Genomic DNA, 24,924 nt, shown 5'->3' with positions numbered 1-24,924 from the left:
GACTGTGCCCTTTTTATGGTCTTCATGCTGTTAGGGTATTCATGCTGTTAGGGTATTCATACTGTTAATGTACAAATACCCGAGATAGCATTAATAGCGATTACTGCATCAGTAAGTACAGTGTGGTATCACCACGCTGAATATTCAGCGCCAATACTGATGGTTTGGAATCAAGGATTTTACGCAGCTCACCCAGATTCTGAACCGGTTGCTGGTTAATACCCATGATAATATCGCCTTTTTTCAAGCCGATGCGTGCAGCAGCTGTGCCCGCTTTCACGCTATCTACTTTCACACCTTTCTTACCATTAACATCAGAATTGCTCAGTTCAGCACCTTCGATGCCGGTGTAGAGATTACCGGAATCAACCTGAGTCTGGCTGCTCTGCTCCAATGTCACTTCTACATTGACAGGTTTACCGTCACGCAGCAGGCCCAAGGTCATTTTAGTCCCTACAGGCAGAGTACCAATCTCAGCACGGAAGCCAGCGAAGCTGTTGATGGCTTTGCCATTCATGCTGACAATCACGTCACCCGCTTTGACACCTGCTTTAGCAGCAGCAGATTTTGGCAGTACCTGACTGATAAAGGCACCTTTCTGTGCATCTACATTCATGGCTTTCGCCAGCTCAGAGTTCAGCTCTGTGCCCATGATCCCCAGCTCACCGCGTTTCACTTGACCAAACTCAACCATCTGAGAGGTCAGGTTTTTCACCATGTTACTTGGGATAGCAAAACCGATGCCGATGTTACCGCCGTCTGGTGCCAGGATCGCGGTGTTAATGCCGATCAATTCACCATTCAGATTGATCAATGCCCCACCTGAGTTACCACGGTTAATGGCCGCGTCAGTCTGGATAAAGTTTTCGTAGTTTTCTACATTCAAGCCACTACGGCCCAAAGCAGAGACAATACCGGACGTAACGGTTTCACCCAGACCATATGGGTTACCGATAGCCACGGTATAATCACCCACACGCAATTGATCAGAATCAGCAATCTTAATTGCTGTCAGGTTTTTAAAGTCTTTCAACTGCAACAGCGCAATATCAGTGCGCGGGTCTTTACCAATGACTTTCGCTTCATAGCTGCGGCCATCACTCAGTTTGACGTTGATTTTGTTCGCATTATCAACCACGTGGTTATTGGTAACGACATAACCTTTGGCGGCATCAATAATTACACCCGAGCCCAGCGCACGGAAATCCTGCTTACTTGGCGCGCCACCTTTGCTACCTGGCCCACCTTGACACATTGGTGAAGCCTGGAACGGTGAACCGTCTTGGCAGAACGGCGAATCATCGCCAAAGAACTGCTGGAATTGTGGTGGGATACCGTTAGCACCTGCATTGCTTACCTGGGTGCTCCCCTCCACATTGATACTCACAACCGAAGGCATTACCTTCTCTAGCATCGGCGCCAGGCTAGGGAGCTGCTGGCTGCTAGAAGAGGCTGTCTCTGCCGAAATGGCAGAAGAAACCGGCCCCATGGCTAAACCGATGCTCAATGCCAATGCACTTAACACTAAAGTTGTTTTTTTCATGTATTCAGGCTCTCGCTATACAAATAATAATGAATCAATAAATGGTATATAACAGACTTATCCCAAATGAATTGGCATTGCCGCTGGTATGGCATACAAATCCCGATTATCTAACTCATCTTAGTGATTCGGGTGAATGCAAACAGCAAGTATCACAGCAACTTCAAGCAAGAAGGATATAGTCGTCTTGCATAGTAAGATTAAATATGGGGGATGAAGTTCAGATAACCAATAATTGGAAAAGTAAAAAATATTGTCCGTCTTTACAAATCTATAGTTAATTAAACGGACAGCTCAATTTTCTTGCATACTATTCCGCAGCCATCAAACGCCGATATTCATCGTAAGCATAAAGGTCTGTCATGCCACTGATATAATCCTGAATTAAGCGAGCGCGATAATAATATTCATATATCTCATGTTGTTCTGGCGGTAATTTTCCTAGCCGCTCCGCTGATTCAGCATAAGCCAAGCGATGTTTAGTCGACAATTTATGGAACAACCGAGTCTCTATCGGATACTGACGATGACTATCTTCCGCCACCAATTGGGTAAATGCGGCTTGTGGCATAGCCAGTAGAGGGCTATAGATATCCAGTAGCCCACTAATTACCCTATATCCTTGTAATTCAAGCTGTTCCACTTCTGGGTAATTAAATACGTGTTTTACAGCTACCTTTTTAAAAATTTGCAGTAATTTACACGCCGGACTGGAATCTTCTAATAATGCCTGATTAAACGAACCTGAAAATACCTCAGGTAGGTTCTCAATAAACCGCTGCGCTGCATGAGGAACCAATTTCCCCACCGTATTGACGCGTAAATACATAAAGAACTGATCTTCTGAACTACGCCGACCTTGCCCTCGCCCTAATTGACGAAATGCACCGCCAACAACTTTATCAAACAAATCACCATGGGCAACATCGCCCCACTCTTGCATCATATGGTCATAAAGTTGTTCGACACTGAAAATATTTTTTTCAACCGCATCTTCCAAGTCTGCAATGCAATAAGAAATATCATCCGCAGCTTCCATAATATATGTCAGAGGAAAGCGATTAAACTCCCCCATATTGAGCTCACGACGTAAATCTTTAACATACTCTTCTTCTGCAAGATAAAAGCCTGGCTTCTTCATCAGATAGTGATGTGAGGCCGGAATATCACCTGACCAATAAGCTGGCTTAGTATATTTAAGAATACAACCGACCTGTGCATAGGTCAGATTCAATTTTAATAAACTATAAACTAGGCGAATAGCTTGGGCATTTCCTTCAAACTGGCTTAGGTCATGGCGGATTTTGCTGCGCAGGATATTGAGCCCGGTTTCCCCTTCTCGCAATTTTAATGTATTGACCTGACAAAGATCCTTGCCGCGTGGCTCAGCACCACCACCGTTGGGGTCCATCTGCTTGCTAAACCAATTATTAATGGCTGACTCACCAAAATGGCCGAAAGGTGGGTTACCGATGTCATGCATCAGGCACGCCATTTCTACAATACTTTCAAAAGGATCAAGCAGTTTATCTAACCCATAGGCGGTGATTTTTTTATCCTGCTTAAATCTATTTAATATTTCTTTGGCGATATAGCGGCCAACTTGCTGTACTTCCAATGAGTGGGTTAACCGGCTGCGCACCGCAGCATTCCGCTCTAATGGGAATACTTGGGTTTTTTGCTGTAAACGCCGAATAGCAGCAGAGTTTACAATCCGCCCACGGTCACTCTCAAATACCCGGGTAATATCATATTCATCTTCAGCCGAACTGGATTTACCAAATGGCCGCTGAAAACTGATTTTTTGCTTAAAGTCGATCCCAGACATCTTTCCCCCTGAGTATTTAAGTACATCCCCAAATCATTGGTGTTACGGCTAGTACGGAAGGGATAAATAGTGATACCCACTATCAGCGGAAGATGCAATTGATTACGTACGAACTGCGGCGGATTACGCATTATCTTTGGCAAACTACCCGACAGTCTCACTTACCTGATAAACTGTTGAGTGCTAATGACAGATTAATCCACTCCTTAACTAGGCGGGTACCCACATGAAAGTAGGCATTATTGGTGCAATGGAAGAAGAAGTCACGTTACTGCGTGGCAAAATTGAAAATCGCCAAACCATCGCTCGGGCAGGTTGTGAGATTTACACTGGGCAACTCAATGGTGTGGACGTCGCTTTGCTGAAATCCGGTATTGGTAAAGTCTCTGCGGCTATGGGCACCACTCTGCTGCTTGAACACTGCCAACCAGATGTTGTTATCAATACCGGCTCTGCAGGTGGTTTAGCCTCTAACTTGAAAGTTGGCGATATCGTGATTTCTACTGAAGTTCGTTATCACGATGCCGATGTCACTGCTTTTGGCTATGAACCAGGTCAAATGGCTGGTTGCCCACCCGCTTTCGTTGCTGATGCTGACCTGATTGCCTTGGCAGAGACTTGCATCGGCCAGTTGAATTTAAATGCCGTACGCGGCCTGATTTGTAGCGGTGATGCCTTCATTAATGGTGCAGCTCCTTTGGCTCGCATCCGTGAAACTTTCCCGACAGTTGCCGCTGTTGAAATGGAAGCAGCAGCGATTGGCCATGTTTGCCATCTATTCAAAACTCCTTTCGTTGTCGTGCGCGCCATTTCAGATGTGGCTGACCAAGAGTCTCATCTCAGCTTTGAGGAGTTCTTGGTTGTCGCGGCTAAGCAGTCGACGCTGATGATCGAAGCAATGTTAACCCAGTTGGCGCAGCGCGGTTAATGGTGTGGCTTAGTTTTTTCTCCCAGCCACGGACAGCAATCATTAGGCTTCAAGCTGCAATAATATTGTCGCTTGGCTTATTGATGCTGAGCGCGTTTATGTCACGCGCTATGGCTGTGGAGCGGATTATCAGTTTATCACCCAGTACCACAGAATTAGCCTATGCCGCGGGGCTGGGCGATAAACTGATTGCAGTAAGCGCTTACTCAGACTACCCAGAAGCCGCTAAAAAGCTTGAACATGTGGCTTCCTGGCAAGGGGTAAATGTAGAACGAATTCTGGCATTAAAGCCTGATTTGATCCTCGCCTGGCGAGGTGGCAATCCGCAGCGCCCACTGGAGCAACTGGCTTCTTTTGGAATTCCGATCTTCTATTCCGATCCGGTTAATATTGATCAGATTGCAGATGATCTGGATAAACTGGCCCAATACAGCTCTCACCCTGAGCAAGCACATCAGGCCGCAGAGCAATTACGCCAACAGGTTGCAGAGTTACGTTCCCATCATGCTCGCAGTCAGCCATTACGGATTTTCCTGCAATTTGGTACGCAACCACTGTTTACCAGTTCAGGTCATACGTTGCAGAGTGAGGTCATCTCGCTGTGCGGCGGTGAAAATATTTTTGCCAATAGCCGGGTTCCTTGGCCGCAGGTCAGCCGTGAACAAGTGATCATCCGCAAACCACAGGTCATTGTTGTCAGTGGCGATGAGTCTCAGACCGAGAACATTAACGCTTTCTGGCGGCCCCAACTTGCAGTCCCTGTGATAGCACTTAATGAGGACTGGTTTAATCGCGCCGGCCCACGTATTCTGCTCGCCGCGAAGCAGCTGTGCCAGCAAATGGCCAGCCTCCCATCTCCTGTGGCGGAGTCACATTAATGCTGGTCTATTGGCTGGATATTTTAGGTACTGCGGTATTTGCTATCTCCGGGGTGTTATTGGCGGGGAAGTTGCGTATGGACCCTTTTGGCGTGCTGGTTTTGGGTGTGGTGACAGCCGTCGGCGGGGGGACGATACGCGACATGGCCTTAGCCAATGGCCCCGTGTTTTGGGTGAAAGATCCCACTGATCTGGTTGTTGCGATGGTAACCTGTCTGGCAACGATTTTGCTGGTGCGTCAACCACGACGAACACCTAAATGGATCCTGCCAGTGCTGGATGCCATTGGTCTGGCGGTATTCGTGGGGATCGGGGTCAATAAAGCCTTTGCCGCCGGAGCCAGTCCGCTAGTGGCTATCTGTATGGGAGTGATAACCGGTGTTGGTGGTGGGATTATCCGCGATGTTTTAGCTCGTGAGATCCCAATGATCCTGCGTACTGAAATTTACGCCACCGCCTGTATCATTGGTGGCATAGTCCATGCAACGGCGTTTTATACTTTTGGGATGCCATTACAGCAAGCAATGATGCTGGGTATGGTAATAACCTTAGGTATCAGGCTGGCAGCCATTCGCTGGCGCTTAAAACTGCCGACGTTTGAGATAGAGCATTAAAGTCCCACGTAAAATTGGGATTCTGTGATCAGGTTAATTTGTGTACAATCCATAAACCGCTGTGATACCCAGTGACTACCGTTTTTATAACGAGAGGCACAGTAGTTAACTATTCACTACAATTAACGCAATAAATCTTCAATTTTTTAAAAATTTAGCCGATAAGTACAGCTAGGCAGCAAATGAATGACTCCCTGTGAGCTCACTCAAGTAAGTGATTCAAGCAAGTGAATGCAGCTAACAACGCTGTAGCGTCAAGTAAGCAGGATATTATCCAAATTAATTGGCGTTACAGCTAGGCAGCAAATAAATGAGTCCCGATGAGCTTACTCAAGTTAGCGATTCAGGCAAGTGAGTGCAACTGACAATGCTGTGGCATCAAGTAAGCAGGATATTATCCAAATTAATTGACGTTACAGCTAGGCAGCAAATGAATGAGTCCCGATGAGCTTACTCAAGTAAGTGATTCGGGCGAGTAAATGCAGCTAACAACTCTGTGGCGTCAAGTAAGCAGGATATCCCCATTTAGCTGACTAAATGGGACACCACAATTATACATTTTATTGATAATTATGAAATATTTAATGTTTTATTTTTGGCTGGCATTGTTTGCCTGTCCGTCGCGGGCTCAGGGGCTAAGCGGCACAATAGATTTAAACCTGACTATCGTGCCAGCTTGTCAGGTGCAATCTCCGCATCAAAATGAATATCTGGCTAATGACTCGAAAAGAAATTATCCACAAATACAATGTAATAGAGGGAGTGAATTGATTACAGAACCTAGAGTCAGCCATTCCTTTATTGCCTCTGATGGTTCGTTACTTGGCAAAACCAGTGCCAATCCAAGGGTGCAATTGATTACTGTAGAATGGTAAAGTTAGATGTAAAAAAACCGCAGCTTTGAGAGTTGCGGTTTTTTTATCGAATCCTTGGCAGAAAATTCGCTCCGAACTCATTGATATAAGAGCACGGCTAAACCTGTTAGTGACTCGGGTCAGTAGGCGCAGCTAACACCGTTATTGCGCCAAGGACGAAGGGTAAATTAGATACTGAAAGAAGAACCGCACCCACAGGTACTCTTCGCATTCGGATTCGTCACGATAAAACGCGAACCTTCTAATCCTTCAGTGTAATCTACGGCGCCGCCGACCAGATATTGTAGGCTCATTGGGTCAACGACCAGCTCAACACCTTGTTTTTCAATGGTCATATCACCATCGTTGATTTGATCATCAAAGGTAAAGCCGTATTGGAACCCGCTGCATCCGCCACCGGTAATGTAAACCCGCAGCTTCAGATTTGGATTTTCCTCATCAGAAATCAGCAGTTTAACTTTTTTTGCCGCCGCCTCGGTAAACTGCAGGGGCAGTACTGTTTCGTCGCTCATACTCATTACTCCCAACCGGTGTTCGAGTTGCAGGTTACTACAATGGCAGCCTGATCTGTACCCAATAAACTTGAAAAAGATAACGGGCCTGTATATCAATTATCTAATACCTGAGTATTTCATTCAAGTATTGCTGACCAATGTTATATATTATCTACCTGTTTGAGGGGGACTTTCAACCACGGCTTGTTGTGCCGCTGTCTCTGCTGCTACCTGCTCTTGTCTTTGTAATGTGCGGGCTAAAATAGCTGAATACAAGGGCTGGCCGCCCATAAACTGCGCTAACAGTGTTGCTCCTAGGCAGGTCACAATCATCGGTAAAATAAGCTGATAATTATCAGTCATCTCCAGCACCAGCACGATTCCTGTTAGAGGAGCACGGACCGAAGCGGCAAACAATGCCCCCATTCCGGCAATGGCGAAAGTGCCAGCATCAATATGGTATTCTGGGAAAAAATGCGCGCAGGATAAACCAAACGCGGTACCCAGAATGGTACCTAGAGCCAGCATCGGGGCAAATATCCCCCCCGGCGCACCAGAGCCAAAGCACAGTAAAGTCGTTATCACCCTGGCAATAAAAATGAACAGCAGCATGCCAATACCAAAATTACCCGCCACCGCAATTGGGATTAATGCAAAACCACCGCCTACAGCATCACCATGAATCAGTGCCAATAAACCACACATTCCCCCCAACAGGCCGCCGATCAATACCAGCTTGCGCCAATCACCACCGTGAAAACGCATAAACATATCTTGTGTGCGAAAGATCAGCGCATTGAATATCACGCCAACAGCACCGAAAATAATACCCAGCAACAAATAGAGCCATAGGGTATTCAGCGGGACATCACTGAGCTTACCCACATCAATAACCGCACGTTCACCATTAAAATAACGATAAACAATGGTCGAGGTAATAACCCCGACAAATACCGCTTTGATAGATACCAGGCTGTAGCGGAACTGCGATCGCATCTCTTCAATGACGAACAATATTCCGGCTAGCGGAGCATTAAAAGCGGCGGACAGACCGGCAGCGGCACCCGTTGCCAACAATGAGTGACGCGCTTCGGGGCTGCGTAAACGGAAAATATCGACAATCATCCGCCCACTGTTACCCCCCATTTGCACCATCGGCCCTTCGCGGCCTAACACCATGCCAGCCCCTAACGTACCCAGCCCGCCAATAAACTTAACTGGAATGACTCGCCACCAGCGAACCGGGCGCATCTCTTCCATTGCCCCCTCGATTTCCGGGATCCCCGAGCCACCGGCTTCTGGAGCAAAACGGCGTACCAAAAAATATCCGACCATTGCCAACAGCGCCGACATAATAAAAGCCAGTGGCCAAACAAAAATGGCAACATCCGCCACCTTAGCCAGGGTTGCCAGCCTTTGTTGCGTAATCCAATCCACTCCGCGATCAAATCCAACGCCTAGCAAGCCCGTCACTACGCCGACGAGAGCCGCCATGATAAGAATCACTAAGGGTGTTTTGTCACGGTTAACCAATGCATTAATAAAGCGGCCACGTTTAAGTTCAGGAATGTTTTGAGAGGATATATTTTTCTTTGAATCAGTCATAATTTATATGCTTACCAGTTAAACAATAAGTAATACAAATGAGCGATGGACTGATTCTAGCTTACACGTCCACATTGTGCCCGCTTAAACGCCGATAAAACGATCTGTCGCTGCAAACGACCATAACTCCGATTTGCGGCACGCCGCGCAAGCTTGCAGTTAAATACACCCAATCATTTGATAACCGCCGCCAGTTCTTTAGAATAAGCCGCATTGTTTATTACTCAGTAAAAATGTTATGGCTGAGTAAAGTGTTTATTGCCAAGGCTGATGTTACCAACACGAATGTCGCCAAGCCCAATTCAGGAGCCCGTTTATGAGTAAATCCGAAAGTCTGTATGCCCAGGCAAAACAGTTGATCCCAGGTGGGGTTAACTCTCCGGTGCGTGCATTCACCGGTGTTGGTGGCGTCCCATTATTTATTGAACGTGCTGATGGCGCTTATCTGTTTGATGTGGATGGTAAAGCCTATATTGATTATGTTGGCTCTTGGGGGCCAATGGTCTTAGGCCACAATCACCCGGCAATTCGTCAGGCGGTAATTGAAGCTGTCGAGCGCGGCCTAAGCTTTGGCGCACCAACCGAAATGGAAGTCAAAATGGCTGAGTTGGTCACGAATTTAGTGCCAACCATGGATATGGTGCGGATGGTTAACTCCGGTACCGAGGCGACCATGAGCGCTATTCGTCTGGCTCGCGGTTTCACTGGTCGCGATAAAATTATCAAGTTTGAAGGCTGCTATCATGGCCATGCAGATTGTCTGCTGGTTAAAGCCGGTTCCGGTGCCCTAACCCTCGGTCAACCAAACTCACCAGGGGTGCCAGCCGATTTTGCCAAACACACATTGACCTGCACCTATAACGACCTTGCCTCGGTACGCGAAGCCTTTGAGCAATATCCACAAGAAGTCGCCTGTATTATTGTCGAACCTGTCGCTGGCAACATGAATTGCGTCCCCCCATTGCCGGAGTTCCTGCCAGGCCTGCGTGCACTGTGTGATGAATTTGGTGCACTGCTGATCATTGATGAGGTCATGACCGGTTTCCGGGTAGCATTAGCCGGGGCGCAAGATTATTACGATGTTGTCCCTGACCTAACCTGTCTGGGTAAAATCATCGGTGGCGGTATGCCAGTCGGCGCGTTCGGTGGCCGTCGTGATGTGATGGATGCATTAGCACCAACAGGCCCGGTTTATCAGGCGGGAACATTGTCTGGTAACCCAATCGCAATGGCTGCGGGTTTTGCCTGTCTGACTGAGGTGGCTCAGGTCGGCATCCATGAGACCCTAACAGAGTTGACCGACTCACTGGCTACTGGTCTGCTACATGCCGCAAAAGCCGAGAACATTCCGCTGGTGGTTAATCATGTTGGTGGGATGTTTGGCATATTCTTTACTGATGCCGAGACGGTGACCTGCTATCAGGATGTAATGAATTGCGATGTTGAACGTTTCAAGCGCTTCTTCCACCTGATGCTGAAAGAAGGTGTTTATCTAGCTCCTTCTGCTTTTGAAGCCGGTTTTATGTCAGTTGCACACAGCAAAGAAGATATTCAGAAGACGGTAGATGCCGCTCGTCGGTGCTTCGCTCAACTGTAATATCAATCAATATGTTAACCATCTCCTCAATCAGGGAGATGGTTAAAAATAAAATCATGTTTTCTAAAATAGTACCGATTAGATTTACTATCGATTAATCTTATTAAGTAATTCAGGTATATCAATATATTGTGACGAATTACTATCACTACCATTCCAACCTGGCCCTAGCGGAATAGTTGGAATTTCCACTTCAATTGGGCAATAATTTATTATGCTATTAATTACCGGTTGAATAACATTTGAAAACATAGCTAAAGAGTCAGTTAATATATCAGCCTTAAGTAATATACTAAGGATTAAAAGTAATAAGCTATAGATTAATACAGCTTTAACAATACCTTTTCTATCAACATGATGAATTCTATGATTATGTCCTTCATAATTTATTTCAGTCATATTATATCCTTCTAATATAATAATCATTAACTAATCGGCAGGTTATTTTAAAATAAGGCATATAAAACAGATGGATAAGCCACAAAGTTAAGTAGGTAACAGCCAGATTAAGTTAGATTATAATTAACGTTAGAAACAACCAACAAAGACGTTGTTAGTTATTTTTACATTATCATACGGAAATGGACATACAATACACTTTATTAAAGTGGCACTAAGTTTAATAAATAAAAACCTATAATTAGACATTTAATATTTTAAATATCATAATTTTATATGTATCTATTTAAATAGTTATAATAAAAAACCAAACACCTGCCCCACAGGAACAGGTGTTTGTCAGTAATACGCGGTTATCGCCCCTGTTTACGCAATAAATAAACAAAATAGGGTGCGCCAATGAAGGTGGCTAACAACCCGGCAGGGATCTGATTCGGAAATAGCAGCATCCGGCCACACCAATCGGCGAAGACCATGAGCAAACCACCTAAAATAGCGGCGATAAACAGTTGCGGGATGGCGCGGCGGAAACCCAGCATACGAGCCATATGTGGAGCCATCAATCCGACAAAGCTTAACGGCCCCACCGTCAACGTAGCTGCTGCGGTCATTGTGGCGGCCAACAGCAAGATAGCCAACCGGCTGGGGGCCAGTGCCACACCTAATGCCCTCGCTGTCACACTGCCCAACGGTAAAATCATTAGCCAGCGGCGGCACAGTGGCGCCAGAGCCATCAGCACCAAGGCGATGACTCCGGTACTCAATGCCTGTGGGCCATCAACGCCATAGGTAGAACCTGAAATCCATGCCAGCAGGCCGCGCATCCGAGGATCGCCACTGGCCAGCAACATGGTAATGACAGTGGTAAAGGCGGTGCTCAACGCGATCCCCGCCAATAACATTCTGCCAGGAGAGAACCCGCCCCGTCCGGCAACCACCAAAATTAGGAGTAAGGTCGCCGCGGCCCCCAAGCTCCCGGCTGGCAACAGCCATACCAGCGCATTGCCGGGCACGATAAACATCATGATCACGACGCCGAAAGAAGCCCCGGAGCTGATACCTAGCACTTCAGGGCTAGCCATTGGGTTGCCCGTCAGTTTTTGGATTAATGTCCCTGCCACCGCCAGCATCATACCGGCGGCTAATGCTGCCAATACCCGCGGCCAGCGCCAATGTAATAATGCCTGAACATCATCACCAGAAATCCAGCTCCAGCCTTGGCTGTCGCGACCAAACATCAGTGCCAGCGTTAACCCGGCCAGCAGTAACAGCAAACCACCACTCACCCACCATGCCAAATGATGCCGCTCAGCCGGGACATTGTCGCCAAAATCCATGCTCGGTGCGGTAGCGCTATGTAAGCGCGGTAATAGCCATAGCAATAGCGGTGCACCAATCAGTGCTGTTGCCGCGCCAGTCGGGATCTCTTGCCAAACTTGTGCCAGCCAGAGGATGCTTTGATCCGTAACCCAGAGCAGCAACGCTCCCAAAAGTGGGGCCAAAATTAAGCGCTGCGATAGCCGTCTGGCACCTAAAATTTTCGCCAATAGCGGAGCGAACAGACCAATAAAGCCAATCACACCCACAGCATTAACCAACATGGCGCTGAAGATAATAGCCAACCCCAAAGCACTCAATCGTGCCAATGACAGCCCTAGTCCCAGATTGCGGGCAACACCATCATCCAGCCCCAACAAAGTGAGTGGGCGAATCAATAACGCCGCCAAAACGCCAGTTATCAGTAACCGAGGCAGCAAGAACTGCACCGTACTCCAATCCTGCTGATTCAGTGCACCACTGCTCCACAGGAATAGCCCTTGCAGTTGGTCATAATTAAATAGCGCCAGCAGATTACTGACCGCACTACAGTAAAGCCCGAGCACCAGCCCCGCCAAAATCAGCGTGACCGGCGACATCCGTTTGCCCCAAGCCACACCAAATACCAGCATGCCAATAGTAATGCCGCCAGCCATAGCGGCCAGTTGGCGGGTTAGTTCACCGCCGGGCAACATCCACAACGTGGCAACAGTCAGGCCAAGCTGAGCTCCTGCGGCCACACCCAGAGTCGCCGGTTCGGCCAGTGGGTTACGTAATACTTGCTGGAACAAAACGCCCACCAGCCCTAATCCCGCACCGGTGAGCAGTGCTACCACCAAGCGGGGAAGTTGGCTGTAATGAAATAGCATTTGGCGCACATCGTCGCTGTCGGGTTGCCATAAAGCTGTGCCCCAAAGTGCGGCTGGCAATACCTGATTCAAATTATGCAGTGTCAGCGCCACGGCAATAATTAACAGTAAGAAAAGTAAGCTGGCAGGCATACACCAGCTTTTACGTAAGTTCATGGCCATCATGAAGTTTTACCCCAAACCGACTCCAAGAGGCGTACAAATCGCATGGCCGATAATGTCGCGCCATAGAACCAGGCCGCGGGCAGTATCTGTAATTGGTTTTGGTGAACAAACTGCATAGATTGCCACAATGGCGTATTGCTAACCTGCTGTAACATTTCACTATTACCATGGACAAAGCAAATTGCTCTAGTCGGTTTTATCGTCGCTAAACGTTCAATACCCACCACGGTGCTGCCCCAGAGATTGGTTTCACCTTGCCAGGCATTTTTGATATTCAATTCGTTTAATACATCTTGGAACAAGCTACCTTGACCAATAATCAAGGCATGGCGAGTATCCAATAGAGAAAACATCAATAATGATGTTTTTCCATCATCAAACAGGCGCTGCCGAGCGGCTTGCATAAAGTGGTTAAAATCGCTGATATGCTGTTCTGCCGCGGCTTCTAACCCCAGTCGCTGCCCCAATGCACGCAATGACTCTTTGCCTGTCGCCAGCGGTGAACTGCCCGCTTTATTAAAGGAAAAGCTCATTGAAGGAGCAATAGGTGCGAGTTTTTCTGGCGAGGGGCCGAAACCTTCGGACATCAAGATCAAGGACGGCGCCATTTGCTGGAGCAATTCCAAATTGGGTTCAGTGCGCAATCCAACATCAATGACACTGGCCGCCAGTTCTGGCTCTTCCACCCATAAACGATAAGTATGTATATCCGCCACACCATAGGGAGTGACTCCCAGAGCCAGCAGTAGCTCAGCGGGCATCCACTCCAGAGCTACCACTCGGCGGCTATCAACTTTAGGAGGAGTCAACGCCCACCCCGGCAATGAATAGAGTAATGGTGATAATGCTAATGCGGCGAGTAGCCTGCGCCGGGTGTGGTCCGGTGCTGTCAAATGGGGCTGTTCCATAGGTAAATAGGCTTTCATTAATAAACGAAACTTACCGGCGCACCACCGGCCGGGTGCGGTAATATTCCCATCGGAATGCCGTAAATTTGCTCCAGCACGGAGGATTGCATCAGACTGTCCGCTGGGCCTTGCGCTATCATCTCGCCGCCACGCAATGCCACCAAATAGTCGCAATAGCGGGCTGCCATGTTGATATCATGTAATACCGCAATGACGGTCAGACCACGCTCATGACTGAGGCGCTGAATCAGCCCCAACACTTCAACCTGATGAGCAATATCCAGTGCCGAAGTTGGTTCATCGAGCAGCAGACAGCGGCTATTTTGCGCAACCATCATTGCTAGCCAGGCGCGTTGGCGCTCGCCACCAGATAAACTATCTACCAACCGATTTGCCAGTGGTTTTAGATCCACCAGCGCAATCGCCTCTTCCACTTGTTCACGATCTTTCTGACGAAAACGACCTAATGCGCCATGCCACGGATAGCGGCCTATTGCCACCAATTCGCGCACCGTCATCCCCTCTGCCGCCGGTAATTGCTGAGGTAAATAAGCCACTTCACGGGCAAAAGCTTTGCTGTCCCACAGGGCCAATGGCACATCATTGAGCAACGCCTCTCCACTGGAGGGTGGCTGATGGCGGCCCAGCATTTTTAATAGTGTCGATTTACCAGAACCATTGTGACCGATAAGCCCACAGACTTTCCCCTGTGGGAAGGTGAGTGACAGTGGCTGTAATAAGGTTCGGCCAGGAACCGAGAAACTCAGCTCACGGAGTGTAAATATGCTGGATTGGCTTGCCTGTTGGTCCAAGATGGTGCCCTGCGATTTAAATTTAATGGGTGCCATTTCACTAAGGCAGTTGTTAACTAACATAGTTGTTAACGGATGCCTTAGTTATTGCAACCCAAACGTTATCGATAAATAACGAGAAAGTGAATCGAAACGATAATAATTATCAAAGCAATTAGTTTATGCGTAACCCACGACGAACTGCAAGCGCTAAGCCTGATGACTTCAAGGGAGAAAGGCCGAGGAAGGGTAAAGCAGACGAAAATATTTGAATGAGGATGAGGATGGGCACGATCACGGTGCCCATCCCCAGAACATGATTACTGACCGAACATATCTTTGATCCAACCCGCAACACCGTCGCCGTCAGGTTTGGCTTGCTGCGCTGGCTGAGCGGCCTGACACAACCCTTGCGGGTTCTCAGTCCAAACCGGAATCGAACGCATGCCGCTCCCGTCGCCACAGACAAAGTTCCCTGCCGAATCAATACTCATCTGGCTGATCCCCTCTGGGGGCTGCAATACCAGCGGCAATGGTGTTTGATTCTCAAGATAGCGGCGATACAAAGTCAGTGCCCCGTTAGCCCCGGTCAATTTGGCCGGGCCATTGTTGTCACGGCCAACCCAAGCAATCGCGACCTCCTTGCCGTCAATACCGGCAAACCAGCTATCACGCAGGTCGTTGGTGGTACCGGTTTTCGCCGCCAGATTGTATTTAGAGAATTTCACTGACAATGAACGCGATGTCCCACGCGCCACCCCTTGTTGCATGGCATACAGAGTCAGATAAGCCGCTTGTGCCGGGACCATTCGCTCCGCCTGTGGGAAGCTTTGATACAGCACCGTGCCATCTTCAGCAATCACCGAGCGCACGGCGGATAATGGCGCACGATTTCCGCCACTGGCGATAGTCTGATATTCCTGCGCCACTTCAATCGGCGTCAGGTCAATTGCCCCCAGTAACATGGCCGGAACCGGATTAATCACCGCTTTCGGGATACCCAGACGTTGTAACATAGCGCTGATTTGATCCAACCCAACGGACATGCCCAGATTGACGGTTGGCACGTTCAAAGAGTTCGCCAAAGCATCGACTAACATCACCTGTCCACGGAACTGACGATCATAGTTTTTCGGCTGCCATGTTGAGCCGTTGGGCAATTTAATCGACAGCGGTTGGTCCGACAGCCAAGTATTGAGGCGATATTTATCTGGCTCGCTCAAGGCGGTCAAATAAGTTGGCGGCTTGGCCAGTGACCCCACCAAGCGGCGTGCTTGCATGGCACGGTTAAACCCGGCAAATTGTGGCTGAGCACCGCCAACCATGGCTCGAACTTCACCACTAAAGCGGTCGACAATCACCATCGCCGCTTCCAAATCATCCAGATGACGGGCAGCTTTCAGCGCCGGAATCCCATCTTCGATGGCTTTTTCTGCCGCATCTTGTGAAACCGGGTCTAGCGTGGTGAAAATTTTCACGCCGGACAAGTCATTAATCTTGTCACCCAACTTCTGCTGTAGTTCCTGACGTACCATCTGCATAAATGCTGGCTGAGGCGTGATAACCCCGCCTTTCGGCTGCACCCCCAGTGGGCGGGCGCTCAGCATGGTATAGAGTTCGCCGTCAATGACCCCCTGATTCTGCAACAAACGCAGCACCAGATTACGCCGTTCAAGCGCCAGTGTCGGGTTACGCCACGGGTTATACAGCGACGCCCCTTTCACCATCCCCACCAGCATGGCTTGCTGGTCAAGGCTCAGTTCATTCACCGGACGACCAAAGTAATACAAGCTTGCCAACGGGAAACCACGAATTTGATCACTGCCACTCTGCCCGAGATACACTTCGTTCAGGTACAGTTCCAAAATGCGATCTTTGCTGTAGCGGTAATCCACCAGCAGCGCCATGTAGGCTTCGTTAAGTTTACGCCACAGTGAGCGCTCGTTAGTCAGGAACAGGTTTTTGACTAACTGTTGAGTCAGTGTACTGCCCCCCTGCACTGCTTTACCGGCAGTCAGGTTGGCAACGACGGCGCGGCCAATAGAATAGGGGCTGATACCGTCATGCTCGTAAAAATGGCGGTCTTCCGTCGCTAGCAAGGTATCGACCAGCAAATCAGGGAAACCAGCGCGCGGCACAAACAGGCGCTGCTCACCATTCGGTGATTGCAACATGGTAATCAGCTTAGGATCGAGGCGCAGGAAGCCAAAATCACGTTGATTATCCAGATTTTGGATCCGTGCCAGACGATCATCTTTAAAGATCAAACGCGCACGGATCTGGCCCTCTTTAGCATCAGGGAAATCAAACGGACGACGCAAGATATCAATGCTATCGCCCTGCACAGTGAACTCACCAGGGCGAGTCATCCGTGTAACCTGACGGTATTGCATCCCTTCCAGCAAATCGATCATCTCTTTTTTGCTGTAGGACATCCCCGGTTCAAGGCTAACCATACGGCCATATACGGCAGCAGGCAGTTGCCAGACCTTGCCATCAATACGGCTGCGGATTTGCGAGTCGAGGTAAACGCCATAAATAGCCAATACCACCGCGCCAACCAGGAACAGTTTGATAAATAAGCCAAGCCAACGGCGTTTTTTGCGGGGCGGACGTGATGCTACCTTTCTTGGCATCGGTTCTTCCTCGTCGTCATAGTCATCATCGTCTTGGTCTTCGTCATCCAAATAATCTTCTTCTTCGTATTCATCTTCATCACGCCGCCGGCGCAATGGCCGTTTTGGTGCAGCTTTGGGTTGGGCTTTCTTGCCCTTGCGCCCTATTGGCTCGCGGTCATCCCCAGACATGTATTTCTCTCCACGCGCATTGGCGATTATTGCGGCTTAATGTGTCCCCCAATTAACCAAATAGAAAGGGGAAACATCTGAAATTATGGGCTCTTAGCTCTGTGTATCACTTATCCTGATACTTCTTGGTTCTGCGAGTGGGCCGAGTATTGGCAGGGTCATCTGGCCAAACATGTTTGGGATAGCGCCCTTTCATCTCTTTTTGCACCTCGCGATAGGCTCCCTGCCAGAAAGCGGCTAAATCGCCGGTAATCTGTAGTGGTCGATGGGCCGGAGAAAGCAGTTCAAGCACCACCGCGACCCGCCCACTCGCCAGCATCGGGCTATGCTGTTCGCCAAAAACTTCTTGCAAACGCACCGCCAACACTGGTGGCCGGTCAATATAGTAACGGATTGGCAGACGGCTACCGGTCGGCACAGTGTAATGAGTTGGCAGCTCAGTATCCAGCCGTTGACGTAACTGCCAACTCAATAAGCGAGTCAGCGCTTCCGAGAGATTCACTTGCCGTAATCGGCACAAATCCCGCACACCAGACAGTGACGGCAGCAGCCATTGCTCAAGCTGGCTCAGTAAACTGTCGTCATCGACGGCCGGCCATTGCTCTTCAGATAGCCAAAGACTGGCGCAGTGCAGCCGGGTACGGAGCTGTTCAGCACTCTCATCCCAGTTAAGCACCTGTAACCCTTGCTCACGCACCCAGTTTAGCAGGGCGGATTGCAATGCTTCATCACTCGGTTTGGCCAACGGCTGGGCTCGTAAGGTCAAACGCCCAATTTGCCAGCGCCGCCAGGCACGCAATGTGCCCTTTGCTTCATCCCACTCTACCACCGTCCGTTCTTCAACCAGACGGGGCAATTGCTTCGCCAGTTGTTCAACATCAATGGGCAGTGCCAGTAAAATGCGCGCATCCGGCCCACTGTTGCTTTGCAATAAGCTTGCAGCCACTAACCAGGGAGTGCGTGATAGCGCCTCGTCTTGCGCCATTGCAGCCCCCATGCCGTTAGCCAGTAGATAGCGGCCATCCTGTCCTCGCGCACTCGCAATGCGGTCAGGATATGCCAGCGCCAATAATTGACCGGCGATATCGCTATCTACGGTTCCAACACGGGCATTAATTCTTTGCGTCAATTGCCTTGCTCGCCGCTGCCAATGGGGCTGTGGGCAGCTAAGCCAGTGATGTAAATCAATTTGACCAGAGCGAGGAGGTTCTTCCAGAATGGCGGCTAGCAGCGCCGCGGTTGCCAGTGCATCCGGGCTTTGTCCAGCGGCAAAACAGAGCATCGCGGCCAAGCGCGGCTCACACCCTAGATTTGCCATCGTGCGCCCAGTAGCAGTGAGCTGACCATGCGAGTCGGTAGCCCCCAAGCGCCGCAATAAATCACTGGCGACAGAAAGTGCGGCCAGCGGCGGTTGATCAAGCCAACTGAGTTGGCCCACCTCCTGACATCCCCAGTTCAGCAGATCCAGCCACAAGCTGCATAAATCACTGTTAAGAATTTCTGGCTCACTGTATTCTGCCGCGCGTTCAGCCTGCTCTTTGGCAAACAGATGCCAGCAAATACCCGGCTCTAGCCGCCCAGCACGCCCAGCGCGCTGCACCATCGAAGCCTGACTTATCCGCTGAGTCACCAAACGCGTCAGCCCGTTTTTGACATCAAAGCGCGCCACCCGTTCCAAACCACTATCAACAACCAAGCGGATCCCTTCGATAGTCAGGCTGGTTTCGGCAATATTGGTCGCCAGTACCACTTTGCGTCGCCCTGCCGGGGCTGGCTGAATCGCTTTTTGCTGTTCACTGAGCGGTAAAGCGCCGTACAGCGGGCAAAGGTCAGTATCACTGGCGACCTCGCCCTGCAGCCGCTCAATGACACGATGAATTTCCCCGACGCCGGGTAAAAATAGCAGCAAAGAGCCAGTTTGCTCGTTCAATAAGCGCTTAACCCGGTTAGCCACTCCATCTTCTAACCGCTCATGGCTAGACAGCGGCTGATAGCTACGTTCCACAGGAAAACTGCGCCCAGCGGAAACAATGGCCGGTGCAGAGGGTAATAGCGCAGACAGGCGCTGATTATCCAACGTCGCGGACATGATCAACAGCTTGAGGTCGTCACGCAGCCCTTGCTGCACATCCAGCAACAGCGCCAGCGCTAAATCGGCCTGCAAACTGCGTTCATGAAACTCATCGAGAATAACCAAAGACACTCCCGTAAGCTCCGCATCCTGTTGCAGCATGCGTGTCAAGATACCTTCGGTGACCACTTCCAGGCGGGTATTCGGCCCACTTTTACTTTCGGCTCGCATGCGATAGCCCACGGTGTGGCCGGGTTGTTCACCCAATTGTTGCGCCAAGCGGTATGCCACATTTTTTGCCGCCAGCCGCCGCGGTTCCAGCATGATAATGCGACCATCAATAAACTCACTGCATTGCAGGATTTGCAACGGTAACCACGTCGATTTCCCTGCCCCAGTGGGGGCATGGAGCAAAACTTGCGGTGAGGTGCGCAACGCAGACAATATCTCGCTAAGCACTTCACCTACCGGCAAAACGGCCATCTGCGCATCACTTTCTCTCTGACTCACCCCCACATTCTTCTCCATGCTCTCTACTTTTATCATCGGTCATTGTAACATCATGACCGTATAGCGTATTTAGCCGAGTGATTATGCCAACCTGATGATTAATGCTGTCGATAAAACAATCGTGAACAAAACCATGCTGAAGACCGCGAGTCCTCACCGCCTGTTCTTTGCTCTGACACTGCCGAAGACCATGCAGCGGCGCATTGTGCAATGGCGAGCAGATAACTTCTCGCCAGAGGCTGGCCATCCTATTGCTGCGGCCAATCTTCACCTGACGCTGGCGTTCCTCGGCGAGGTCAGTGCCGCCAAAGCTCTGATATTGCAACAACAAGCGGGGCGCATCAGTCAGCCGGGTTTTGACGTGACACTGGATGATATCGGCCACTGGCCCGGTTCCGGTGTAGTCTGGCTGGGGTGTAAAAATCCGCCACGCGGTCTGCTGCAGTTGGCTCAGCTACTGCGCTCTCAGGCGGCACGCAGCGGTTGTTACCAATCACCGCTGCCCTTTCATCCCCACGTCAGCTTGTTACGTGGCGCTACCCGCCCGGTCGCGATACCGGCTAAAACCGCAAACGAAAGCTTCCGTGCAAGCCATTTTTCATTATATGAATCGGCATTGGTGCGCGGGCGTACCCGTTATAACATTGTGCAAAGCTGGCCACTGGTGAGCAGCGAAAGGACATCCGATGGCGTCTAGCCCACAGTCATTTTCTCATCCCCAATTACTGTCGTTTAATCCCCGGTTACAACCGGCCACACTTATCCTGCGGTATAAACGCTTTTTAGCTGATATTGTGACGCCCGCCGGAGAAACATTAACTATTCATTGCGCTAATACTGGAGCCATGACCGGTTGTGCAACTCCAGGAGATACGGTCTGGTATTCGACCTCGGATAATCCGAAACGTAAGTATCCTCATAGTTGGGAGTTAACACAGACCCAAACCGGTGATTGGATATGCGTAAATACCTTACGTGCCAATGAGTTAGTCAGCTCTGCAATAGATAATAACCACATAGTTGAATTATCTGGTTACACTTCTGTCAAAAGAGAGATTAAATATGGGGACGAGAACAGCCGTATAGACTTGTTATTGCAGGCAGAAAATAGGTCTAACTGCTATATTGAAGTCAAGTCGGTTACCTTATTACAGCAACAGTGTGGGTATTTCCCGGATGCCGTCACCCTACGGGGTCAGAAGCATCTCAGGGAGTTACAAAGCATGGTTGCCAGCGGTCACCGGGCGGTACTTTTTTTTGCCGTATTGCATACGGGCATCAAGCAAGTCGCTGCGGCCCGACACATTGACAATCGCTATGCAGAATTGCTGGCCCAGGCTCAGCAAGCAGGAGTGGAGGTGATTTGCTACGGTTTTCAACTATCGCCTGACGGTATCGCGCTGGATGCTCGTTTACCGTTATTACTGGACGAAACGCTCAATCCATAATGCTTAATAAAGAAGCAACTATTGGGTAAAGCCGCTCGCCAAATACGCCTTCCTTCACAGCATTGTCAAGCAGGCGACAGGAATAATTGCCAACCTACCTTCCTTCTGTTATTTATAGCGGCCTGATTTTTCCCCGTATTGGGGATTTCGATAGTGCGTATGAATGTAGGAGAAGCATCATGCAAGAAGGGCAAAAACGTAAAACCTCGTCCTTGAGCATTCTCGCCATCGCTGGGGTAGAACCGTACCAAGAGAAGCCAGGCGAAGAGTATATGAATGCCGCCCAGCTGTCGCATTTCAAGCTGATTCTTGAAGCATGGCGCAACCAGCTCAGGGATGAAGTGGATCGTACTGTATCGCACATGCAAGACGAAGCTGCTAATTTCCCCGATCCGGTAGACCGTGCCGCGCAGGAAGAAGAGTTTAGTCTTGAACTTCGTAACCGCGACCGCGAGCGTAAGCTGATTAAAAAGATCGAGAAAACACTGAAAAAAGTCGAAGATGACGATTTCGGTTACTGCGATTCTTGTGGCGTCGAGATTGGCATTCGCCGTCTGGAAGCGCGACCAACAGCAGATTTGTGTATTGACTGTAAAACCTTAGCCGAAATCCGCGAAAAGCAGATGGCAGGCTAATACAGCAATAATACGGTGCCAGAGTGATTTCTGGTGCCGTATTCATTACGCTCAACCTCCCTTTCCCTATATGCCTGAAGATATCAATACTCAGCGACTCATTACTGAACAAGCAGCTCTGAAGCCAACCCAGTATGTCGGGCGTTTTGCGCCATCACCCTCTGGTGATTTGCATTTTGGTTCGCTGATTGCCGCACTCGGAAGTTACCTGCAAGCCCGCGCTCAAGGTGGGAGCTGGTTAGTTCGTATTGAAGATATTGACCCTCCTCGTGAAATTCCTGGCGCCGCCGCCCGCATTTTAACTGCATTAGAACACTATGGCCTGCATTGGGACGGCCCGGTTATTTACCAGTCTCAGCGCCATGAAGCATATCGCGCTACCTTAGAGTGGTTGAAGCAACAAGGGCTGAGCTATTACTGCACCTGTACCCGCAGCCGTATTCAACAGATTGGTGGGTTATACGACGGTCATTGCCGCGAACGTCATTTACCCGCAGATGGCGCGGCTATCCGTTTACACCAGACTCAACCGGTTTATTCCTTTTATGATAAATTACTGGGTGAGTTGCACGCCGTACCAGCACTGGCAGAAGAAGATTTTATTATTCGTAGGCGAGATGGGTTGTTTGCCTATAATCTGGCGGTGGTGGTTGATGATGCTTTTCAAGGCGTAACCGAGATTGTGCGTGGGGCGGATTTGATTGAGCCAACAGTGCGTCAGATAGCCCTCTATAAGCAATTACAGCAACCGATACCCAGCTATTTGCATTTACCACTGGCGCTGAACCCTGATGGCAATAAGTTATCTAAGCAAAACCATGCGCCGCCGCTGCCAAATGGCGATCCGCGGCCGATTTTGGTCGAGGCATTAAAGTTTTTACGTCAACCACTGCCAGAATGCTGGCAAGATCTTGATTTGCCGTTATTATTACGTTTTGCAGTCGAAAATTGGACATTGGCAGCAATTCCGCTTCAGGGGGCGATAGCCGCCACTGAAAACACAACGGCATTCTCAAAGGAAGCACGGTGAGCTATGATTAGCCGCTGTTTTTCTGTTGTTCTGTTAAATATTGCCACTATCGAGGTGTACCATTTTTACCCGAGTAGCCAATTTCTGCCGTAAGGTACTGATTCGCGATGATAAATCCGCTCGCGATGGTAAAGCTGTCCGCGATGAGACGGCCCGTGATAGTAGTGCCCGTAAAGATAAAGTGCCCGGTGAAGATAACGTGGCCCGCAAAGAGAGAAGGCCTGCCAGAACAAATACTGGCCGTAAGAATCAGGCAGGGCCAGCTTCGGAACAGAGTCCGATGACGATTATTCCACGAGATCAGCACAATATTTCCCGTCGAGATATCAGCGATAACGCGCTGAAGGTTCTCTATCGCCTGAATAAATCAGGTTATGAAGCCTATCTGGTTGGTGGCGGTGTCCGTGACCTGCTACTGGGTAAAAAGCCGAAAGATTTTGATATCACCACCAGCGCCACGCCAGAACAAGTGCGAAAGTTATTCCGTAACTGCCGTCTGGTAGGCCGTCGTTTTCGTCTGGCTCATGTGATGTTTGGCCCGGAAATCATTGAAGTTGCTACTTTCCGTGGTCACCACGAACAACAACCAGCAGAAGATAGCGACAAAAATTCTTCCCAGCAGGCACAAAATGGCATGCTGCTGCGCGACAATATTTTCGGCACCATTGAAGATGATGCCCAACGCCGCGATTTCACCATTAACAGCCTCTACTACGGTATTTCTGATTTTGCACTGCGTGACTACACCGGCGGCTTGCGTGATCTGAAAGAAGGTATCATTCGCCTGATTGGTGATCCTGAAACCCGCTACCGTGAAGATCCGGTGCGGATGCTGCGCGCGGTGCGTTTTGCCGCTAAATTGGACATGACCATCAGCCCGGAAACCGCAGAGCCAATCCCGCGTCTGGCATCACTGCTGCACGAGATCCCACCGGCTCGTCTGTTTGAAGAGTCGCTCAAACTCTTGCAGTCAGGTTATGGCTATAAAACTTACTTAAAACTGTGTGAATATCAGCTTTTCCAGCCATTGTTCCCGCTGATTGCCCGTAATTTTACCGAGCATCACGATTCGCCAATGGAACGCATTCTGGTTCAGGTTTTGAAAAATACTGACCATCGTTTGCATAATGATAAGCGCGTCAATCCGGCGTTCTTATTTGCCGCTATGCTTTGGTATCCGCTCATTGAACATGCACAGAAACTGACGCAAGAAAGTGGCCTGGCTTATTACGATGCTTTCGCACTGGCAATGAATGATGTGCTTGATGAAGAGTGCCGTTCACTGGCCATTCCAAAGCGAATTACTTCGCTGGTGCGGGATATCTGGCTGCTGCAATTGCGTTTGTCACGTCGTCAGGGCAAACGTGCGCATAAACTGATGGAACATCCAAAATTCCGCGCGGCCTACGACTTGCTAGCACTGCGGGCTGAAGTGGAAAATAACCATGAGTTACAGCGCTTAGCGCAATGGTGGGGAGAGTTCCAGGAAGCGACGCCACTCCAGCAAAAGAATATGTTGAATACGTTAGGAGCTGATCCGGCGCCGCGTCGCTCTCGGCCTCGCCGCCCACGTAAACCAACAACGCCACGTAAAGAAGGGGCATAATTTATA

At 49.5% G+C, this 24,924-nt stretch carries 20 protein-coding genes; 10 read left to right on the top strand and 10 right to left on the bottom strand.

The features are described 5' to 3' along the window. Positions 1–100: 100 nt before the first annotated feature. Positions 101–1,543 carry a serine endoprotease DegP gene (degP, locus tag N0H69_RS03955; protein WP_050133192.1) on the bottom strand — a complete coding sequence of 481 codons (1,443 nt, stop codon included), beginning with the start codon at positions 1,541–1,543 and terminating at the stop codon, positions 101–103. A gap of 310 nt (positions 1,544–1,853) precedes the next feature. Continuing rightward, entirely contained in the window at positions 1,854–3,371 is a 1,518-nt protein-coding gene (dgt, locus tag N0H69_RS03950) for a dGTPase (protein ID WP_050106503.1), read from the bottom strand. 226 nt (positions 3,372–3,597) lie between these two features. On the opposite strand from dgt, the gene mtnN reads away from it, so the two are divergent. The 4 genes from mtnN to N0H69_RS03930 all read left to right on the top strand — a co-directional run bounded on the left by mtnN (position 3,598) and on the right by N0H69_RS03930 (position 6,666). Beyond that, positions 3,598–4,299 carry a 5'-methylthioadenosine/S-adenosylhomocysteine nucleosidase gene (mtnN, locus tag N0H69_RS03945; protein ID WP_050106504.1) on the top strand — a complete coding sequence of 234 codons (702 nt, stop codon included), beginning with the start codon at positions 3,598–3,600 and terminating at the stop codon, positions 4,297–4,299. Next, the gene (gene btuF / locus N0H69_RS03940) at positions 4,299–5,177 is read left to right on the top strand and encodes a vitamin B12 ABC transporter substrate-binding protein BtuF (RefSeq protein ID WP_050150292.1); all 879 of its coding nucleotides are present in this window, start codon (positions 4,299–4,301) and stop codon (positions 5,175–5,177) included. Before mtnN ends, btuF begins: the two co-directional genes overlap by 1 nt. Continuing rightward, positions 5,177–5,791 carry a TRIC cation channel family protein gene (locus tag N0H69_RS03935; RefSeq protein ID WP_019211026.1) on the top strand — a complete coding sequence of 205 codons (615 nt, stop codon included), beginning with the start codon at positions 5,177–5,179 and terminating at the stop codon, positions 5,789–5,791. Before btuF ends, N0H69_RS03935 begins: the two co-directional genes overlap by 1 nt. A gap of 584 nt (positions 5,792–6,375) precedes the next feature. Beyond that, the gene (locus N0H69_RS03930; RefSeq protein WP_145535047.1) at positions 6,376–6,666 is read left to right on the top strand and encodes a hypothetical protein; all 291 of its coding nucleotides are present in this window, start codon (positions 6,376–6,378) and stop codon (positions 6,664–6,666) included. A gap of 167 nt (positions 6,667–6,833) precedes the next feature. Here N0H69_RS03930 and erpA read toward each other — a convergent pair whose 3' ends face one another. After that, a complete protein-coding gene (gene erpA / locus N0H69_RS03925; RefSeq protein WP_004706254.1) occupies positions 6,834–7,178 on the bottom strand; it encodes an iron-sulfur cluster insertion protein ErpA in 345 nt (114 codons plus the stop codon). Between the two features lie 150 nt (positions 7,179–7,328). Then, entirely contained in the window at positions 7,329–8,765 is a 1,437-nt protein-coding gene (clcA, locus tag N0H69_RS03920; protein WP_050150295.1) for a H(+)/Cl(-) exchange transporter ClcA, read from the bottom strand. Positions 8,766–9,081: 316 nt separating this feature from the next. On the opposite strand from clcA, the gene hemL reads away from it, so the two are divergent. Continuing rightward, positions 9,082–10,362: a glutamate-1-semialdehyde 2,1-aminomutase gene (hemL, locus tag N0H69_RS03915; protein WP_050133200.1), complete on the top strand. Its 1,281-nt coding sequence runs from the start codon at positions 9,082–9,084 to the stop codon at positions 10,360–10,362. An 87-nt stretch (positions 10,363–10,449) separates the two neighbouring features. On the opposite strand, the gene N0H69_RS03910 is transcribed toward hemL, so the two are convergent. The 6 genes from N0H69_RS03910 to hrpB all read right to left on the bottom strand — a co-directional run bounded on the left by N0H69_RS03910 (position 10,450) and on the right by hrpB (position 20,217). Beyond that, positions 10,450–10,761, bottom strand: a complete 312-nt coding sequence (locus N0H69_RS03910; RefSeq protein ID WP_186371262.1) for an E492 group microcin — start codon at positions 10,759–10,761, stop codon at positions 10,450–10,452. A gap of 353 nt (positions 10,762–11,114) precedes the next feature. Beyond that, positions 11,115–13,112, bottom strand: a complete 1,998-nt coding sequence (gene fhuB / locus N0H69_RS03905; protein ID WP_072077396.1) for a Fe(3+)-hydroxamate ABC transporter permease FhuB — start codon at positions 13,110–13,112, stop codon at positions 11,115–11,117. After that, positions 13,109–14,038, bottom strand: a complete 930-nt coding sequence (gene fhuD / locus N0H69_RS03900) for a Fe(3+)-hydroxamate ABC transporter substrate-binding protein FhuD (protein ID WP_050150298.1) — start codon at positions 14,036–14,038, stop codon at positions 13,109–13,111. The genes fhuB and fhuD overlap by 4 nt, the downstream gene beginning before the upstream one ends. After that, a complete protein-coding gene (fhuC, locus tag N0H69_RS03895; protein ID WP_072077411.1) occupies positions 14,038–14,832 on the bottom strand; it encodes a Fe3+-hydroxamate ABC transporter ATP-binding protein FhuC in 795 nt (264 codons plus the stop codon). The genes fhuD and fhuC overlap by 1 nt, the downstream gene beginning before the upstream one ends. 299 nt (positions 14,833–15,131) lie before the next feature. Further along, positions 15,132–17,618: a bifunctional glycosyl transferase/transpeptidase gene (mrcB, locus tag N0H69_RS03890; protein ID WP_050133204.1), complete on the bottom strand. Its 2,487-nt coding sequence runs from the start codon at positions 17,616–17,618 to the stop codon at positions 15,132–15,134. 106 nt (positions 17,619–17,724) lie between these two features. Next, positions 17,725–20,217: an ATP-dependent helicase HrpB gene (hrpB, locus tag N0H69_RS03885; RefSeq protein ID WP_050150301.1), complete on the bottom strand. Its 2,493-nt coding sequence runs from the start codon at positions 20,215–20,217 to the stop codon at positions 17,725–17,727. 115 nt (positions 20,218–20,332) lie between these two features. Here hrpB and thpR point away from each other — a divergent pair, with 115 nt between their 5' ends. From thpR to pcnB, 5 genes are all read left to right on the top strand, one after another. Next, the gene (gene thpR / locus N0H69_RS03880; protein ID WP_172665403.1) at positions 20,333–20,896 is read left to right on the top strand and encodes an RNA 2',3'-cyclic phosphodiesterase; all 564 of its coding nucleotides are present in this window, start codon (positions 20,333–20,335) and stop codon (positions 20,894–20,896) included. After that, positions 20,886–21,647 carry a DNA/RNA nuclease SfsA gene (gene sfsA, locus N0H69_RS03875; protein ID WP_050106513.1) on the top strand — a complete coding sequence of 254 codons (762 nt, stop codon included), beginning with the start codon at positions 20,886–20,888 and terminating at the stop codon, positions 21,645–21,647. Before thpR ends, sfsA begins: the two co-directional genes overlap by 11 nt. 179 nt (positions 21,648–21,826) lie before the next feature. After that, on the top strand, positions 21,827–22,282 hold the full coding sequence (dksA, locus tag N0H69_RS03870; RefSeq protein WP_050106514.1) for an RNA polymerase-binding protein DksA: 456 nt from the start codon (positions 21,827–21,829) through the stop codon (positions 22,280–22,282). A 70-nt stretch (positions 22,283–22,352) separates the two neighbouring features. Continuing rightward, the gene (gene gluQRS, locus N0H69_RS03865) at positions 22,353–23,312 is read left to right on the top strand and encodes a tRNA glutamyl-Q(34) synthetase GluQRS (protein ID WP_050150304.1); all 960 of its coding nucleotides are present in this window, start codon (positions 22,353–22,355) and stop codon (positions 23,310–23,312) included. 61 nt (positions 23,313–23,373) lie between these two features. Then, positions 23,374–24,918 (top strand): polynucleotide adenylyltransferase PcnB, encoded by a 1,545-nt coding sequence (gene pcnB / locus N0H69_RS03860; protein WP_072077413.1) that lies wholly within the window; start codon positions 23,374–23,376, stop codon positions 24,916–24,918. Positions 24,919–24,924 lie beyond the last annotated feature (6 nt).

It is taken from the genome of Yersinia alsatica (assembly GCF_025133195.1).
In the GTDB taxonomy this organism is placed as follows: domain Bacteria; phylum Pseudomonadota; class Gammaproteobacteria; order Enterobacterales; family Enterobacteriaceae; genus Yersinia; species Yersinia alsatica.
Note: the sequence above shows the minus strand (reverse complement) of the source record. Positions and strands in the feature narration are given on the sequence as shown.

Bases quoted from the DNA above. Each gene is read 5' to 3' on its own strand.
- mrcB (WP_050133204.1), bottom strand. From the start codon at position 17,618: ATGTCTGGGGATGACCGCGAGCCAATAGGGCGCAAGGGCAAGAAAGCC.
- btuF (WP_050150292.1), top strand. From the start codon at position 4,299: ATGGTGTGGCTTAGTTTTTTCTCCCAGCCACGGACAGCAATCATTAGG.
- clcA (WP_050150295.1), bottom strand. From the start codon at position 8,765: ATGACTGATTCAAAGAAAAATATATCCTCTCAAAACATTCCTGAACTT.
- degP (WP_050133192.1), bottom strand. From the start codon at position 1,543: ATGAAAAAAACAACTTTAGTGTTAAGTGCATTGGCATTGAGCATCGGT.
- dksA (WP_050106514.1), top strand. From the start codon at position 21,827: ATGCAAGAAGGGCAAAAACGTAAAACCTCGTCCTTGAGCATTCTCGCC.
- hemL (WP_050133200.1), top strand. From the start codon at position 9,082: ATGAGTAAATCCGAAAGTCTGTATGCCCAGGCAAAACAGTTGATCCCA.
- erpA (WP_004706254.1), bottom strand. From the start codon at position 7,178: ATGAGCGACGAAACAGTACTGCCCCTGCAGTTTACCGAGGCGGCGGCA.
- N0H69_RS03910 (WP_186371262.1), bottom strand. From the start codon at position 10,761: ATGACTGAAATAAATTATGAAGGACATAATCATAGAATTCATCATGTT.
- fhuD (WP_050150298.1), bottom strand. From the start codon at position 14,038: ATGAAAGCCTATTTACCTATGGAACAGCCCCATTTGACAGCACCGGAC.
- gluQRS (WP_050150304.1), top strand. From the start codon at position 22,353: ATGCCTGAAGATATCAATACTCAGCGACTCATTACTGAACAAGCAGCT.
- sfsA (WP_050106513.1), top strand. From the start codon at position 20,886: ATGGCGTCTAGCCCACAGTCATTTTCTCATCCCCAATTACTGTCGTTT.
- fhuB (WP_072077396.1), bottom strand. From the start codon at position 13,112: ATGATGGCCATGAACTTACGTAAAAGCTGGTGTATGCCTGCCAGCTTA.
- N0H69_RS03930 (WP_145535047.1), top strand. From the start codon at position 6,376: ATGTTTTATTTTTGGCTGGCATTGTTTGCCTGTCCGTCGCGGGCTCAG.
- hrpB (WP_050150301.1), bottom strand. From the start codon at position 20,217: ATGGAGAAGAATGTGGGGGTGAGTCAGAGAGAAAGTGATGCGCAGATG.
- mtnN (WP_050106504.1), top strand. From the start codon at position 3,598: ATGAAAGTAGGCATTATTGGTGCAATGGAAGAAGAAGTCACGTTACTG.
- thpR (WP_172665403.1), top strand. From the start codon at position 20,333: ATGCTGAAGACCGCGAGTCCTCACCGCCTGTTCTTTGCTCTGACACTG.
- N0H69_RS03935 (WP_019211026.1), top strand. From the start codon at position 5,177: ATGCTGGTCTATTGGCTGGATATTTTAGGTACTGCGGTATTTGCTATC.
- dgt (WP_050106503.1), bottom strand. From the start codon at position 3,371: ATGTCTGGGATCGACTTTAAGCAAAAAATCAGTTTTCAGCGGCCATTT.